Raw genomic sequence first — 14,860 nt, 5'->3', positions numbered from 1 at the left:
ATGTTGCGCACGCGGGTTCTCAACCCGTCCGAACGCCAGCCGGCCCGGCCGGTCATCTCGGCCTCGCTCGATCTCGCGGCGCGCCTGCCGCGGTTGATCCTGGAGGCGCGGCGCGTCTCGGCCAGCGTGCACGGCATCCATGGCCGCAGGCGGGCCGGGCCGGGCGAGACCTTCTGGCAGTACCGGCCGCTGGTCACCGGCGAGTCCGCCTCGCGCATCGACTGGCGCCGCTCGGCCCGCGACGGCCATCTCTTCGTGCGCGAACGCGAATGGGAGGCTTCGCATGCGATCTGGCTTTGGATCGACCGCTCGGCCTCGATGGGCTTCGCCTCCTCGCTGGCGCAGGCCAGCAAGGTCGACCGCGCCCTGATCGCCGGCTTCGCGCTGGCGGAGACGCTGGTCGAGGGCGGCGAGCGCGTCGGCCATCTCGGCCTGACCCGGGCGCTCGCCTCGCGCCGCATCGTCGAATTGCTGGCCCAGGCCATCCTGGTCGACAAGAAGGCCGATGCCGACCTGCCGCCGGACGAGCCGCTGCCGCGCCTCGCCGACGCCATCATCATCACCGACGGACTGACCCCGGCCAATGCGCTCGCCAAGCGCATCGCCACCCTGTCGTCGAGCGGCGCCCGCGGCCATATCCTGCTGATCGCCGACCCGATCGAGGAGACCTTCCCGTTCAGCGGCCAGGCCGAGCTCTTCGACCTCGAGGACGGGCTCTCGCTGCGCGTCGGCGACGCCGGCGCCTGGGGCGAGGAATATCGCCAGCGGCTGGAGGCCCATCGCGACGCCATCAGAGAGGCCTGCCGCCGCGCCGGCTGGACCTTGACGCTGCATCGCACCGACCGGCCCGCCAGCGAGGCCGTGCTCAGGATCGCCAGCCTGATCGCCGCCTCGCGCGGCACCGGCCGCTAGGGGAATCGCGATCATGCTGAGCGCATTGCCGATCGCCTTCTCCGCCCCGCTCGCGCTCGCCGCGCTGGCGCTGCTGCCGGCGCTGTGGCTGATCCTCAGGGTGACGCCACCGCGCCCGCGCCGGATCGACTTCCCGCCGCTCAAGATCATGGCCGACCTCCTCGCCAAGCGCGAGCTGCCGGCGCATACGCCGTGGTGGCTGCTGGCCTTGCGCATGGCGATCGCCGCGCTGGCCATCCTCGCCGTCGCCGGCCCGATCTGGAATCCCCAGCGCGAGGCGGCCGTCCTGCGCGGCCCGTTGCTGCTGCTCGTCGATAACGGCTTCGGCGCCGCGACCGACTGGCCCGAGCGCCTCGCCATTGCCGAATCGCGCGTTGCAGCGGCCGGCCGCGAAGGTCGCCCGGTCGCCATCGTCGGCCTGGCCGAGACGCCCGTCGACATCGCCCTCTCCGAGCCGCGCGCCGCGCTCGACCGCCTGCGCGCCCTGCCCTTGCAGCCGCATGCGCCCGACCGCGCCGCCTATCTGCCGCGCATCGACGCCTTCCTGGGCACCTCGCGCGACGCCGAGATCGTCTGGATATCCGACGGGCTCGGCATCGGCGACGACAGCGCCTTCCTGGCCCGGCTGAAGCAGGAGGCCGCTTCCAGCCGCCTCTCGATCCATGCCAGCCCGCCTGCCCAGCGCGCACTGGCCGCGGCCGAGAACCTCGCCGGCGCTCTGACCGTCAAGGTGCTGCGCCCGACGACAGGCGCCCCGCCCAGCGGCCAGGTCCGCGCGCTCGACCTCAAGGGCCTGCCGCTGGGCGACGCGCCCTTCGTCTTCGGCCCGACGGAAACCGAGACGACCGCCCGGCTGACCCTGCCGATCGAGGTCCGCAACGCCGTCTCGCGGCTCGACCTCGTCGGCGAGGCCAGCGCCGGCGCCGTCGCCCTGCTCGACGACCGTGCCAAGCGCCGCCGCGTCGGCATCGTCTCCGGCACCACGACCGACACCGCCCAGCCGCTGCTCTCGCCGACCTATTACGTCTCGCGCGCACTCCAGCCTTTCGCCGAGATCCGCGAGCCGCGCGCCGGCTCCTCCGACCCGATCGGCGAATTGCTGGCGCAGAACTTGTCCGTGCTGGTGCTGGCCGATATCGGCGCGCTCGACCGCGACACCGCCGCCAAGATCTCGACCTTCATCGAGCGTGGCGGCGTGCTGCTGCGCTTCGCCGGCGCGCGCCTCGCCGCGGCAACTGACGACCTGACACCGGTGCGCCTGCGCCGCGGCGGCCGCACGCTCGGCGGCGGCCTGTCCTGGGATACACCGCGCAAGCTCGCGCCCTTCACCCGCGAAAGCCCGTTCTTCGGCACGCAGATCAACGACGATGTCCGCGTCAGCCGGCAGATCCTGGCGGAACCCGATGCCGATCTCGCGCGTAAGACCTGGGCTGCCCTGGAGGACGGCACGCCGGTCGTCACCGGCGAGCGGCGCGGCGACGGCGTCATCGCCATGATGCACATCACCGCCGATACGACCTGGTCGAACCTGCCGCTCTCCGGCCTCTTCGTCGAAATGCTGCGCAAGGTCCTGGCGCTTGCCGGCACCGGCCCGCAGGAGGCGCAAGCAGAGGATGCGCGCGTGGACACGCTCTCGCCGACACGGGTTCTCGATGGCCGCGGCGTGTTCCGCTCGCCGCCGGCCACCGCCCAGCCCGTCGCCCGCAGCTTCGTCGGCCGCGCCACGCTGGCGCATCCACCCGGCATCTATGGCCCGGCCGACGGCTCGCTGGCGGTCAATGCGCTTGCCCCCGCCGACACGCTGAAGGCGCTCGACCTCGCCAGCCTCGGCGCGCCGATCCTGCCGGTCGACCGCCCGGTCGCCCAGGATATCCGCCCGCAGCTGCTCGTGCTGGCGCTGCTGCTGCTCGTCGCCGACACCTTGGCGACGCTCTGGCTCGGCGGCCGGCTGCGCTTCGCCCGTCCCAACCGCGCCGCCACCGCAGCGCTGCTCTTCGGCCTCGGGGTCGCCCTTGCCATCGCCACGGGCGGCACGCCTGCCCTGGCGCAGTCGCAGCCCGTCCCGGCCGCCCCGCCGGACACGCGCCCGCCGATCCCACGCGAGCTCTTCGCCGCCGGCGCCGTCACCCGGCTCGCCTATGTCATCACCGGCGACAAGGCGGTCGACGACATGTCGAAGGCAGGGCTCGCCGGCCTCAACATCGTGCTCGGCGCCCGCACCGCGCTCGAACCCGGCGAGGCCGTCGGCGTCGATGCCGCCCGCGACGAGCTCGCCTTCTTCCCGATCCTGTACTGGCCGGTCGTGGCCGGTCGGCCGATCCCGGCGCCCGAGACCCTGCGCAAGCTCGAAGCCTACATGAAGGGCGGCGGCCTGGTGATCTTCGACACCCGCGACGCCATGAGCGCGCGGCCCGGCGGCGGCACCACGCCGGAGGGCGAGCAGCTCAAGCGCATGCTCCAGACGCTCGACATCCCCGAGCTGGAGCCGATCCCGCGCGACCACGTCCTGACCAAGACCTTCTACATCCTCGACGGCTTCGTCGGCCGCTACGACACCGGCACGACCTGGGTCGAGATCCTGCCGCCGGCCGGCGAGGATGGCCGCCGCCCGGCCCGCGCCGGCGACAGCGTCTCGCCGATCGTGATCACCTCGAACGACCTCGCCTCCGCCTGGGCAGTGAACCGCCGCGGCGAAGGCCTGGTGCCGATGTCCGGCTCCGATCCGCGCCAGCGCGAGATGGCGCTCAGGGCCGGCGTCAACCTCGTGATGTACGCGCTCACCGGCAACTACAAGGCGGACCAGGTCCATGTCCCCGCCCTGCTCGAGCGTCTGGGACAATAGCTCATGTGGAGTGTCTCGCTTGCCCCGCTGGTGCCGCTGCCGCTGCTGATCGGGCTTAGCCTGCTCGCAGCCGTCGCGGCCGGCGTCGCGCTCGTCCTGGCCGGCCGCAGCGCCATCCTGCGCGCCCTGGCGCTGGTCGTGCTGACCATCGCGCTAGCCGATCCCTCGCTCGTCTTCGAGGATCGCGAGCCGGTCAAAGACGTCGTCTCGGTCGTCATCGACCGCTCCGGCTCGAACCGCCTCGCCGACCGCTCCGCCCAGACCCAGGCCGCCCAGGCCGAGGTCGAACGGCAATTGCGCGGCGTCGCGGGCGTCGAGCCCCGCATCGTCGAGGTCACCGACACTCAGGGCTCCGGCGACGGCACCCGCCTGTTCGAGGCGCTGGCGGCCAGCATCGCCGATGTGCCATCCGAGCGCGTCGCCGGCGCCATCGTCATCACCGACGGCCTCACCCATGACGCCCCCGCCAATGCCGAGGCGCTCGGCCTGCGCGCGCCTCTGCACGTGCTGACCACCGGCCGCAACGCCGAGATCGACCGCCGCATCGTCCTGCTCGATTCGCCGCGCTTCGGCATCGTCGGCAAGGACCAGGTCATCCGCCTGCGCGTGCTCGACAAGGGCGGCCCCGGCCGCGCCGGCCTGACCATCCGCCGCGACGGCGAGGTCATTGCGCGGCGCGAGGTCACGGTCGGCGAGACCGTGCAGGTGCCGGTCAGGATCGACCGCGGCGGCCCGAACGTCGTCGAGATCGAGGCTTCGCCGCTGGAGAACGAGCTGACGCTGGCCAATAACCGCGCCGTCATCACCATCGACGGCGTGCGCGACAAGCTGCGCGTGCTGCTGGTCTCGGGCGAGCCGCATCCGGGCGAGCGCACCTGGCGCAACCTCCTCAAGGCCGACGCCAATGTCGACCTCGTGCACTTCACCATCCTGCGCCCGCCGGAGAAGCAGGACGGCACGCCGATCAACGAGCTCTCGCTGATCGCCTTCCCGACGCGCGAGCTGTTCCAGGTCAAGATCAAGGAATTCGACCTGATCATCTTCGACCGCTACGCCAACCAGTCGATCCTGCCGCTGCTCTATTTCGACAACATCGTCCGCTACGTCCGCGACGGCGGAGCCCTGCTTGTCGCGGCTGGCCCCGAATATGCCGGCGCGCAATCGCTCGCACGCACGCCGCTCGGCCAGATCCTGCCGGCGCTGCCCGATGGCAGCGTCATCGACGAGGCCTACCGCGCCCAGGTCAGCGATCCCGGCCGCCGCCACCCCGTCACCCGCGACCTGCCGGGCTCCGAGGTCCAGCCGCCGCAATGGGGCGAATGGCTGCGCATGGTCGGCGCCCGCGCCCGCTCCGGTTCGACCGTGATGACCGGCCCCGGCGACCGCCCGCTGCTGATGCTGGCGCGCGAGCAGAAGGGCCGCGTCGCGCTCTTCCTCTCCGACCATGCCTGGCTCTGGGCACGGGGCTTCCGTGATGGCGGTCCCTATCTCGACCTGCTGCGCCGCCTCAGCCACTGGCTGATGAAGGAGCCCGAGCTGGAAGAGGAGGCGCTGCGCGCCACCGCGCGCGGCCGCACCATCGAGATCGAGCGGCAGACGCTTGGCGACAACCCGGCCCCCGTCATCGTCACCGGCCCTGACGGCAACCCGCGCAGCGTGCCGCTGGAGCCCGGCCGGCCCGGCCTGTTCAGCGCCCGCGTCCAGGCGGGCGAATTCGGCCTCCACCGCATCTCCGCCGACAATCTCACCGCCTTCGCCAGCGTCGGCCCCGAGAACCCGCGCGAGCTGATGGAGGTGGTCAGCGACCCGACCAAGCTTCAGGCGCTGGCCGAGGCGACCGGCGGCTCCTCGCGCCGCATCGGCCAGGATAGCGGCTCCGCGATCAGCGTGCCGCGCATCGTCCCTGTCCGCTCCGGCTCGTCCTTCGCCGGCTCCGACTGGATCGGCCTGCGCATCAGCGATTCCGGCATCGTGCGCGGCGTCTCGATCTCGCCGCTCTTCATCGGGCTGATCGGCTTGGCCCTGCTCTTCGGCGCGCTGGTGGCGGGCTGGCTCGGCGAGACCGGCCGCAGCTTCAGGCGGAAGCCTGACGCAGCGGCGTGACGGCGCCGCGGCGCTCAGCCAGCACCCCCTCGACCAGCTCCAGCGCCAGGAAGCGCAAGGGGTTGGCCGGGCCGGGCAGGACGAGCTGCTCCGGCGGAATCGGCCTGAAACCGAAGCGGGCGTAATAGGGCGCGTCGCCGATCAGCATGATCAGGTCGTGGCCAGCTGCGCGGGCCGACTCGATCGACGCATTCATCAGCGCAGCCCCGATGCCGCGCCCCTCGAAGGCGGGATCGACCGTCAGCGGCCCCAGCACCAGCGCCGGATGGCCCCCGGCCGAAACCTGCGTCACCCGCACCGAACCTACGAGAAACGTTCCGACATGGGCGGCATAGGACAAGGCCGCGTCCTGCGGCACGCCCTCGCGCAGCCGGAAGGCGGTGCGGGCGAAGCGCCCCGGCCCGAAGGCGCGCTCGTGCAGGCGCTCGATCGCGGCGTGATCGGCGGGGAGTTCATGGCGAATGGTGAGCGGAAGCGATGTCATGGCGGCAGACCTGCGGACGACAGGGAGGCAAGAAGCCCGGTCAGCCATGCAGGCAGCCGGGCGCGAGGCGCGTTCAGCGCGTCGGTCGTCGCAGGAAGGAAGCGTCTTGCCGGTCAGCCATGGCGCGCCTGTAGCAGAGGTGTGACTCGGCGTCTACGGCCCTTCCCTTCTCCCGCAGGGAGAGAAGGGAAGATCACCAATCCGTCGAAGGAGAGTTCCCTTTGACGATCTCATCCAGGCGCCGCCGCGTGCCTTGCGTCGTCCCCGCCGGCAAATCGTCGAGCGGAAAGAACCCCGCCTCCGCGATCTCGCGATCCGGCTGCTTGACCTCCTCCACCACGAAGTCGCGCACGACGAAGACCGCGACATGGTCGCGCCGCGAGATCGCCCGGTTGAAGAAGACGCCGTGCAGCAGCGGCGTGCCGGCGAGCCTGATCCGCGCCTCCTCGTGCAGCTCCTTTTCCAGCGCCTGCTGCAAGGTCTCGCCCAGCTCGACGCCGCCGCCCGGCAGGTGCCAACCTGCAGTGTAGGTATGGCGGACGAGGAAGACCTCGCCCTCCCCGCGCAGCACGGCGGCCCGCACGCCCAGCGTCATGCCGCGCGACAACCAGAAATACAGGTGCAGAAGTCGCCGCATCGGCTTCGACATGCCCGGCTTTTCGCCCGAAACCGGGGTCGGAGCAGCGTCTCCCTGGCCGTGGACAGGTTTGCTCATGCCGGAGCTGAATCCCAAGGAAGGCTTAATTGTCTATGCAATTCACGCATAACGGACTCGTCATCTTAACTGTCGCAATGTCACAAACGCGCCCCAAATAAGGCAGATCAGAACGGTCATTCACTCGCTGGGGTTAAACATCATGCTTCTCGCCTTCATCACTGCTCGTCTCCGGGCCAAGCGCGCCTATGTCTGGAAGCCCGCTCTCACCCTGACCGACCCGCGCATCGTTTCGGAACTGACCGACTCGTTCAACTGAGTCGTGCCGACCGATCGTTGCAGGACGTAGGGGCTGCTCATAGAAGCCGGTGCGGGCGCGTCCCTGCCAGCTTCTATGAGCGGCCCTGCGTCTGCCTGCGAGCGCCTGCGCTGTCGCGGCGCTTGACGGCCGCCCTGCTCTAAGGGCAGGCACAGGGCGTGTTCAAACTCGCGCACCTGTCCGATCCGCATCTTGGCCCGCTCGCCAAGTTCTCGCTGCACGAGCTGCTCGGCAAGCGCGCGACCGGCTATGTCAACTGGCGCCGCAAGCGCCGGCACGCCCATGACATGGAGATCCTGGCGCTGCTGGTCGCGGATATCCGCGCGCAACAGCCGGACCACATCGCCTGCACCGGCGACGTCGCCCATATCGGCCTGCCCAACGAGTTCAAGACCGCCGTCAGCTTCCTCGACACGCTCGGCCCGCGCGATGCCGTCAGCTTCGTGCCGGGCAATCACGACGCCTATGCGCAATCGTCGCTGAAGCCGCTGGCGAACCTGCTCGGCCCCTGGTGCGCCGACGATGTCGGCGCGGCCGGCTATCCCTGGTACCGCAAGCGCGGCCCGGTCGCGCTGATCGGCCTGAACTCGGGCGTCCCGACCCTGCCGTTGATGGCGACGGGCCGCCTCGGCCGCGAGCAGATCGCCAGGGCCGAGGCCCTGCTCGACCACGCCAGGGCGGAAGGCTTGATCCGCGTCATCCTGATCCATCACCCGCCCTATCTCGGCGGCGCCAAGCGCGGCCGCGAGCTGGTCGACGCCGAGGCCTTCGAGGCGATGCTGAAGCGCAAGGGCGCCGATCTGGTGCTGCACGGTCACAACCACAAGTTCTCGCTGGCGTGGCGGCCGGGTCCGGAGCACGACGTCCCGATCGTCGGCGTGCCCTCGGCCTCGATCGGCCCGCTCGGCCATGGCGAGATGGCGACCTGGCACCTGTTCAAGATCGACGGCGACGCGAGCGCGCCGGCGATCAGCCTCGAGCAGCGCTGCTTCGAGCCCGACGGCACGATGATCCTGCGCCAGGAGATCGCGCTACGGGCGAAGCCGGTTTAGCTGGCTCCTCGCCCTGAGAGCATCTGAGAATTCGTCAGCGTGAGTCGGCTGGCGTGATCGTCGAGAACCGGAGCGGAGCGGACATTGGTCCGTGAGCACCGGAAGCGCAGACGATCGCGTCAGACGGCCGCGCTGGCGGATTGGCAGGTGCTTTCAGATGCAGCGCCCGCCGTCCACGGCGAGCACGCTCCCCGTAATCATCTCCGCCTCGTCCGAGCACAGGAACAGCGCCGCGTTGGCGATGTCCTGCGGCGTCGAGAAGCGGCCCCAGGGAATCGTCGCGGTGAAGGCCTTGCGGCGCTCCGGCGTGTCCTCGCCCATGAAGGTCGCGAGCAGCGGCGTCTCGCCGGCGACGGGCGCGAGCGCGTTGACGCGGATGCGATCCGGCGCAAGCTCCACCGCCATCGATTTCGAGAGCAGGTTCGCCGCGCCCTTCGAGCCGTTGTACCAGGTCAGGCCGGGACGCGGGCGCAGGCCGGCGGTCGAGCCGATATTGAGGATGACGCCACCGCCATGCTCGCGGAAATGCGGCACTACCGCCTTGGCCATCAGGAAGATCGACTTCACGTTGACGTCGAAGACGCGGTCGAACTCCTCCTCACTGACGTCGATCATCGGCTGGTTGCGATGGGTGATGCCGGCATTGTTGACGACGATGTCGAGGCGGCCGACGCGCTTGAGAATGCGCTCGACGGCACTGTTGACGCTCTTGGCCTTGCCGACGTCGCAGGCGACGGCGAAGGCCTTGCGGCCGATCGCCTTGGCGGCCTCCTGGGCCTTCTCGCGGTTGATGTCGAGCACGGCCACGCGCGCGCCCTCGCGCACGAAAGTCTCGGCGATGCCGAAGCCGAACCCCTGCGCCGCGCCGGTGACCAGCGCCGTCCTGCCCTTCAGTCTCATGGTGTTTCCCCGTGGTCTTCTCTGGCCCGCACTCTGATGCGATTTGCCGACGGCATAAATGCGCTTTCGCGATGAGCCGGATGCCGAAAACGTATGGCGTTCTGCCCTTCTCCCCCTGCGGGAGAAGGTGGCTCGGCGAAGCCGAGACGGATGAGGGGTCGCGCGACGATGGCAACGTCGTGCCTGGCATGCTCGGCGTTCGGATAGGTGGCGCGACCCCTCATCCGGCGCTGCGCGCCACCTTCTCCCGCAGGGGGAGAAGGGAAGAACGCTACGCCCCGATCTCTTCGCGCAGCATCTCCAGCACCAGCCAGCGCTCCTCGGCCTGGGCGATCTCGCGGGTGACCTCTTCGAGCCGCGCCGTCGCCTTGGCGAACAGCTTTGGGTCGCGCGTGAAAAGGTCGCCGGCAAGCGCCACATTGAGCTTGGCGGCCTCGGCTTGCAGGACCTCGACGCGCTTCGGCAACGTCTCCAGCGCGTGCTTCTCGTTGAAGGAGAGCTTGCGCTTGGATGAGGCCGGCGCCGGGGCCGCCGCCGCGGGCTTCACAGCCTCCGGAGCCGGCTTGGGGATCACCACGCGGGCCTTCGCCCCGACGCCGCGGCCGCGCTGGGCCAGCATGTCGGAATAGCCGCCGGCGAACTCGGTCCAGATGCCATCGCCATCGGAGATCAGCGTTGAGGAGACGACGCGGTCGATGAAGTCGCGGTCATGGCTGACCAGCAGGACCGTGCCCTGATAGTCGGCCAGCAGTTCCTGCAGCAGGTCGAGCGTCTCGATGTCGAGATCGTTGGTCGGCTCGTCCAGCACCAGCAGGTTGGAGGGCTTGGCCAGCGCCCGCGCCAGCATCAGCCGTCCCCGCTCGCCGCCCGAGAGCGCCCCGACCGGCGTGCGCCGCTGCAGCGGCTGGAACAGGAAGTCCTTCATATAGGCGATGACATGGCGCGGCTGGCCGCCGACCATGACCTGATCGGAACCGCCGCCAGTGAGCGCATCGCCGAGCGGCGTCGCCGGGTCGAGGCTCTCGCGGCGCTGGTCGAGCGTCACCATCTCCAGGGAGACGCCGAGCTTCACCTTGCCGATGTCGGGCTTGAGCTGGCCGGTCAGCAGATTGATCAGCGTCGTCTTGCCGGCGCCATTGGGGCCGACGATGCCGATCCGGTCGCCGCGCGCGATCCGCAGCGACAGGTCCTTGACCACGGCATTGCTGTCATAGGCCTTGCTGACGTTCAGCGCCTCGATGACGAGCTTGCCCGAGGTCTGGGCCTCGCTGGCCTCGAGCTTGACGGAGCCGACAGCGTGCCGCGCCGTGCGGCGCGAATCCCTCATCGAATGAAGCTCGCCGAGCCGGCGCTGGTTGCGCGTGCGCCGGGCGCTGACGCCGTAGCGCAGCCAGTCCTCCTCGCGGGCGATCTTGCGGTCGAGCTTGTGGCGGTCGAGCTCTTCTTGAGCCAGCACCTCGTCGCGCCAGGCCTCGAACTCGCCGAAGCCACGCTCGACGCGGCGCGTCTGGCCGCGGTCGAGCCAGATCGTCGCGCGCGACAGCGAGGTCAGGAAGCGCCTGTCATGGCTGATCAGCACCATGGCCGAGCGCAGCGACTTCAGCTCCTCTTCCAGCCATTCGATCACCGGCAGGTCGAGATGGTTGGTCGGCTCGTCGAGCAGCAGGATGTCGGGCTCGGGCGCCAGCACGCGGGCGAGCGCGGCGCGGCGCGACTCGCCGCCCGACATGGTCGCGGGGTCCTCCTCGCCGGTCAGGCCGAGCTCCTCGATGAGGTACTGGGCGCGGTAGTGATCGTCGCCCGGCCCGATCCCGGCCTCGACATAGGCGAGCGAGGTCTTGAAGCCGGTGAAGTCGGGCTCCTGCGGCAGGTAGCGGATGGTCGCGCCGGGCTGGACGAAGCGCTCGGCGCTGTCGGGGTCGACGAGGCCCGCCGCGATCTTCAGCAGCGTCGACTTACCCGAGCCGTTGCGCCCGACAAGGCAGACGCGCTCGCCGGCCGAAACAGCGATTTCGGCGGCCTCCAGCAGCGGCTGACCGCCAAAGGTGAGCGCAACGTCGCGGAGATGGAGCAGGGGAGCGGCCATGGAACAATCGAGTTGAGAGCGGAGCCGCGGGGATAGACCAGCAGCGCCGGACTGTCACGCCGCCAGACCCGGCTGCGACGGCTTGCGCGCGGCGGATTCCATTATAGGATACGAATTGTATCGTTTATTGGATTGACTCTCGTGGCGCGCACCTCATCCCGCACTCGCAAGCCCGCTCGCTTCGGCGACAATGGCGGCCCGCCGCTCGACGGGCCGCCGCCGCACCAGCCGGAATCGGGCAAGGGCGAGATCGGCCGCTACTACGATTGGCGCACCGCCTCGCGCCGAGCCTGGAAGAAGCCGCCTTCGATCGCATTGCGGCGCCAGGAGCGCGCCGAGGAACTCGGCCTCACCTACGAGGAATACACGCTCGAAATCCTGGAGCGCGGCTATTTTCCGCAGCCCGAGCATGTCGCGGCGATCATCGCCCGGCGCACTGAGCGGCGAAAGGCCGGCGGCATCGTCGGGGAGTCGCTGAAGGGAATGCGGCTGAAGCGCTCAGGCTCTTAGTAAAAGCGTGAACCATCACCGTCATTGCGAACGTAGCGAAGCAATCCAGGGGGACTGGACGAGCGAGACCCCCTGGATTGCTTCGCTTCGCTCGCAATGACGGAGGCGCCTTGCCGCCTTCAAGCTCTCAGGACGCGACGCAACGCCCTCGTCATCGGCCGCTCGAACCAACGGTAGACGACGAGCGCGGCGATCACCGCAGCAACCAAAGCCACCAGCACGAAGAGAAGCGGCCAACCTGGCGCGATACGCAAAAAGACCTCGCGCAGACCCCGGATCGCGAAGGGATGGACGAGGTAGAGCGCATAGGAGGCGTCGCCGACCTCCGCCAGCCCGCGCACCAGCGCCGAGGGCGCCGATTGCCCGCTGCCGGATGACGCCGCCATCACCAGCAGCGCCGCCGCCGAGCCGTGGAAGGCAAACATCGTCCACGACGTCATGATCCCCGGCAGGCGCGCCGCCACGAGCAGGATCGCCACGCCGAGCCCGGCCGCGAGCCAGCGATACTCGCCCGGGAGGCGGAAGCCGCGCCGGCGCAACAGCGCCAGCCCCATCCCGGCGGCGAATTCGAGCACGATCGGCTGGCCCCAGAAACCGAAGGGCAAGGGCAGCGTACCGGCCATCCAGTTGGCGCCGACGATGACGGCGAGCCCAAGCGTCACCGCAGGCACGACCGCCGCGCGCGGCAGGAACAGCGCCAGCCCGAACAGCACGTAGAACAGCATCTCGTAGTTCAGCGTCCAGCCGAGCGAATAGATCGGCTGGGCCAGCCCCTCCGTCGAGACCGTCGGCCAGAACAGGTAGGAGCCGGCGATCTGCGCCAGGCTCGGCGCGCCCGAGTTCAGCGCCGCCGGCAGCAGCAACGCAACCAGCAGGAACAGCGTCGTCGCGGCCCAGTAGAGCGGCACGATGCGCGCCAGCCGGCGCAGCAGGAACAGGCGCGGCCCGTCGCGATTGTCGAAGAGCTTCTCCGACGAGTGCACCATGATGAAGCCGGAGACGACGAAGAAGATGTCGACGCCAGCCATCCAGGGCAGGAGATAGGATGGCGTGAAGGCCGCGCCCGAGCGCTGCGCCAACACCGCCGCGTCCGGCTGGACATGATGCACCGCGACCATGAAGGCCGCGAAGGCGCGCAGGACCTGGATGCCGTAGAGCTGGTACAAGGAGTGGAAAGGCCTTGAAGCGAGGGAGGCGGCTCAGGCAAACCACAACCGGGCGGGATCGTCGAGGCCGAAACGGGCCGGCGCGGCAGCGATTGCCGCCAGTCCCCGCTCGGTCGCATCGTTGGTGGTGATGACGTGCAGCGCAAAGCGCGCCGCCAGATCCTCCATCGGCGGCTTGCCAGCGAAGACGGTGCGGATGCCGCCATGATCGGCGAGCGGCAGCAGCCGCGGCACGATGCCACCGGCGATATAGACGCCGCCCGTCGCCTTGAAGGCGAGCGCGAGGTCTCCGGCGACCCGCGCCAGCAGGCGCCAGAACGAGATCACCGCCTTCAGCGCCGCGGGATCGCCATCGAGTGCCAGCGTCGTGACGTCGGCCGCGCTGACCTTGGCCTCCAGCATGCCGGTCTCGGCCGCGACGGCGCGATGCAGCCGCACCAGCCCGTCGCCGCTCAGCAGACTCTCCACGGTGATGCGCGGCAGGCTGGCGGCGAGCAGCGGCCAGAGCTTCTCCTCGGTCGGATCTTCCGGCCCGACGCCGATATGGCCGGCCTCGGTCGGCACCAGCACGCCCCGGCCGCCGCGCGAGATCAGCGCCGCCGCGCCGAAGCCGGTGCCCGGTCCCAGCACGAGGCGCAGGCCGTCGGGTTCCGGCTTGCCCGCCACCAGCGTCTGGACGTCCCCAGCCTCAAGCACCGCGAGCGAGGCGGCAAGCGCCTCGAAATCGTTGACCAGCAGCCCCTGCTCGAAGCCGAGCGCGCCGGCGATGCGCGGCCCGTCAAAATGCCAGTTGGCGTTGGTCAGCTGCGCGCTGCGCCCATCGAGCGGCCCGGCGACGGCGAGCACTGCCGAGCGCGGCCGTTCGCTCAGGGTCGAGAGCACCGAGTCGAACGCCGCCTCGGGCGTCGGGTGATTGCCCGTGGGAATGCGCGCCAGTGGGACATGCTTCGCCCCGGCCGCTTCGACCAGCGAGAGGCGGCAATTCGTGCCGCCGATATCGGCGACGAGAACCGGGTGCGCGAAGGAGCCGGCATGCATCGCGTCAGGCCTGCTTGCGGTATTCGGCGAACCAGCCGAGCCCTTCGAGCGTGCCGGCCTTCGGCCGGTACTCGCAGCCGACGAAGCCGCCATAGCCGAGCCCGTCCAACTCGGCGAAGAGTTGCGGGTAGTTCGGTCCGAACGCGTCCGGCTCGTGCCGGCCGTTGGCGCTGGCGATCTGGACATGGCCCGAGAGCGGATAGAGCGCCTTGAGCTTGCCCGAGACGTCGCCATGGATCAGCTCGCAATGGTACATGTCGAATTGCAGCTTGACGTTGGGCCTGCCAGCCTCGCGAACGTAAGCCGCCGCCATGTCGAAATCGTTGAGGAAATAGCCGGGCATGTCCTTGCCGTTGATCGGCTCCAGCAGCAGGTCGATGCCGTGCTCGGCCAGCTTGTCGGCGGCATAGCCGATCGAGGCGCGATAGGCGTTCTGTGCCGCCGGATCCTTGGGGTCGGCGTGGCCCGCCATCATGTGCAGGCGCTTGACGCCGGTCTCATGCGCATAGGCCAGCGCCGTATCGATGCCGGCCCGGAACTCCGCCTCGCGGCCGGGGATCGCGGCCATGCCGCGCTCGCCCTTGGCCCAGTCGCCCGGCGGCAGGTTGAACAAAGCCTGCTCCAGCCCGCCGCCCGCCAGCGCCAGGCCGACCTGCTCCGACGGGTACTCGTAGGGGAACAGGAACTCGACAGCGTCGAAGCCGGCATCCGCGGCCGCCTTGAAGCGGTCGAGGAACTCCCATTCGTTGAACATCATCGAGAGGTTGGCGGCAAAGCGGGGCATGTCGGCCTC

The 14,860-nt window shown here is 69.9% G+C and carries 12 protein-coding genes; 5 read left to right on the top strand and 7 right to left on the bottom strand.

The annotated features are described in order from the left end of the window. The 3 genes from DWF00_RS15975 to DWF00_RS15965 are packed head-to-tail and all read left to right on the top strand — an operon-like array spanning position 1 to position 5,857. Entirely contained in the window at positions 1-912 is a 912-nt protein-coding gene (locus DWF00_RS15975; RefSeq protein WP_114829385.1) for a DUF58 domain-containing protein, read from the top strand. Between the two features lie 16 nt (positions 913-928). Beyond that, on the top strand, positions 929-3,754 hold the full coding sequence (locus tag DWF00_RS15970) for a DUF4159 domain-containing protein (protein WP_114829584.1): 2,826 nt from the start codon (positions 929-931) through the stop codon (positions 3,752-3,754). Between the two features lie 3 nt (positions 3,755-3,757). Then, entirely contained in the window at positions 3,758-5,857 is a 2,100-nt protein-coding gene (locus DWF00_RS15965) for a hypothetical protein (protein WP_114829386.1), read from the top strand. Here DWF00_RS15965 and DWF00_RS15960 read toward each other — a convergent pair. Further along, positions 5,829-6,341, bottom strand: a complete 513-nt coding sequence (locus tag DWF00_RS15960) for a GNAT family N-acetyltransferase (RefSeq protein WP_114829387.1) — start codon at positions 6,339-6,341, stop codon at positions 5,829-5,831. The genes DWF00_RS15965 and DWF00_RS15960 overlap by 29 nt on opposite strands. Positions 6,342-6,534: 193 nt before the next feature. Further along, on the bottom strand, positions 6,535-6,990 hold the full coding sequence (locus DWF00_RS15955) for an NUDIX domain-containing protein (protein WP_114829388.1): 456 nt from the start codon (positions 6,988-6,990) through the stop codon (positions 6,535-6,537). A 483-nt stretch (positions 6,991-7,473) separates the two neighbouring features. Between DWF00_RS15955 and DWF00_RS15950 the strand changes: the two genes are divergently transcribed. Then, complete coding sequence (locus DWF00_RS15950; protein ID WP_114829389.1) at positions 7,474-8,367, top strand: metallophosphoesterase family protein; 894 nt, start codon at positions 7,474-7,476, stop codon at positions 8,365-8,367. 153 nt (positions 8,368-8,520) lie between these two features. Here DWF00_RS15950 and DWF00_RS15945 read toward each other — a convergent pair whose 3' ends face one another. Together DWF00_RS15945 and DWF00_RS15940 are read right to left on the bottom strand one after the other, a co-directional pair. Further along, positions 8,521-9,267, bottom strand: coding sequence for a glucose 1-dehydrogenase (locus DWF00_RS15945; protein ID WP_114829390.1), 747 nt, complete (start codon positions 9,265-9,267; stop codon positions 8,521-8,523). Positions 9,268-9,538: 271 nt separating this feature from the next. Next, complete coding sequence (locus tag DWF00_RS15940) at positions 9,539-11,353, bottom strand: ABC-F family ATP-binding cassette domain-containing protein (RefSeq protein WP_114829391.1); 1,815 nt, start codon at positions 11,351-11,353, stop codon at positions 9,539-9,541. Positions 11,354-11,494: 141 nt separating this feature from the next. Here DWF00_RS15940 and DWF00_RS15935 point away from each other — a divergent pair, with 141 nt between their 5' ends. Beyond that, positions 11,495-11,863, top strand: a complete 369-nt coding sequence (locus DWF00_RS15935; RefSeq protein ID WP_114829392.1) for a hypothetical protein — start codon at positions 11,495-11,497, stop codon at positions 11,861-11,863. Positions 11,864-11,982: 119 nt separating this feature from the next. Here the strand turns inward: DWF00_RS15935 and DWF00_RS15930 are convergent, their stop codons facing one another. Genes DWF00_RS15930 through otnI form a run of 3 tightly spaced genes read right to left on the bottom strand, consistent with a single transcriptional unit; the run spans position 11,983 to position 14,851 of the window. After that, positions 11,983-13,029, bottom strand: a complete 1,047-nt coding sequence (locus DWF00_RS15930) for an acyltransferase family protein (RefSeq protein ID WP_245973983.1) — start codon at positions 13,027-13,029, stop codon at positions 11,983-11,985. A 33-nt stretch (positions 13,030-13,062) separates the two neighbouring features. Further along, positions 13,063-14,067, bottom strand: a complete 1,005-nt coding sequence (locus tag DWF00_RS15925) for a glucokinase (RefSeq protein WP_181832640.1) — start codon at positions 14,065-14,067, stop codon at positions 13,063-13,065. A 4-nt stretch (positions 14,068-14,071) separates the two neighbouring features. Further along, positions 14,072-14,851, bottom strand: a complete 780-nt coding sequence (gene otnI / locus DWF00_RS15920; RefSeq protein ID WP_114829394.1) for a 2-oxo-tetronate isomerase — start codon at positions 14,849-14,851, stop codon at positions 14,072-14,074. Positions 14,852-14,860 lie beyond the last annotated feature (9 nt).

The organism is Allobosea caraganae, from assembly GCF_003351345.1.
Classification (GTDB): Bacteria; Pseudomonadota; Alphaproteobacteria; order Rhizobiales; family Beijerinckiaceae; genus Allobosea; species Allobosea caraganae.
The sequence above is the reverse complement of the archived record's forward strand: the minus strand, read 5'-3'. Positions and strand labels throughout refer to the sequence as shown.

What these genes read in the sequence shown, in the direction of transcription:
- DWF00_RS15975 (WP_114829385.1), top strand. Translation starts at nt 1, where the DNA reads ATGTTGCGCACGCGGGTTCTCAACCCGTCCGAACGCCAGCCGGCCCGG.
- DWF00_RS15965 (WP_114829386.1), top strand. Translation starts at nt 3,758, where the DNA reads ATGTGGAGTGTCTCGCTTGCCCCGCTGGTGCCGCTGCCGCTGCTGATC.
- DWF00_RS15960 (WP_114829387.1), bottom strand. Translation starts at nt 6,341, where the DNA reads ATGACATCGCTTCCGCTCACCATTCGCCATGAACTCCCCGCCGATCAC.
- DWF00_RS15955 (WP_114829388.1), bottom strand. Translation starts at nt 6,990, where the DNA reads ATGTCGAAGCCGATGCGGCGACTTCTGCACCTGTATTTCTGGTTGTCG.
- DWF00_RS15945 (WP_114829390.1), bottom strand. Translation starts at nt 9,267, where the DNA reads ATGAGACTGAAGGGCAGGACGGCGCTGGTCACCGGCGCGGCGCAGGGG.
- DWF00_RS15940 (WP_114829391.1), bottom strand. Translation starts at nt 11,353, where the DNA reads ATGGCCGCTCCCCTGCTCCATCTCCGCGACGTTGCGCTCACCTTTGGC.
- DWF00_RS15925 (WP_181832640.1), bottom strand. Translation starts at nt 14,067, where the DNA reads ATGCATGCCGGCTCCTTCGCGCACCCGGTTCTCGTCGCCGATATCGGC.
- otnI (WP_114829394.1), bottom strand. Translation starts at nt 14,851, where the DNA reads ATGCCCCGCTTTGCCGCCAACCTCTCGATGATGTTCAACGAATGGGAG.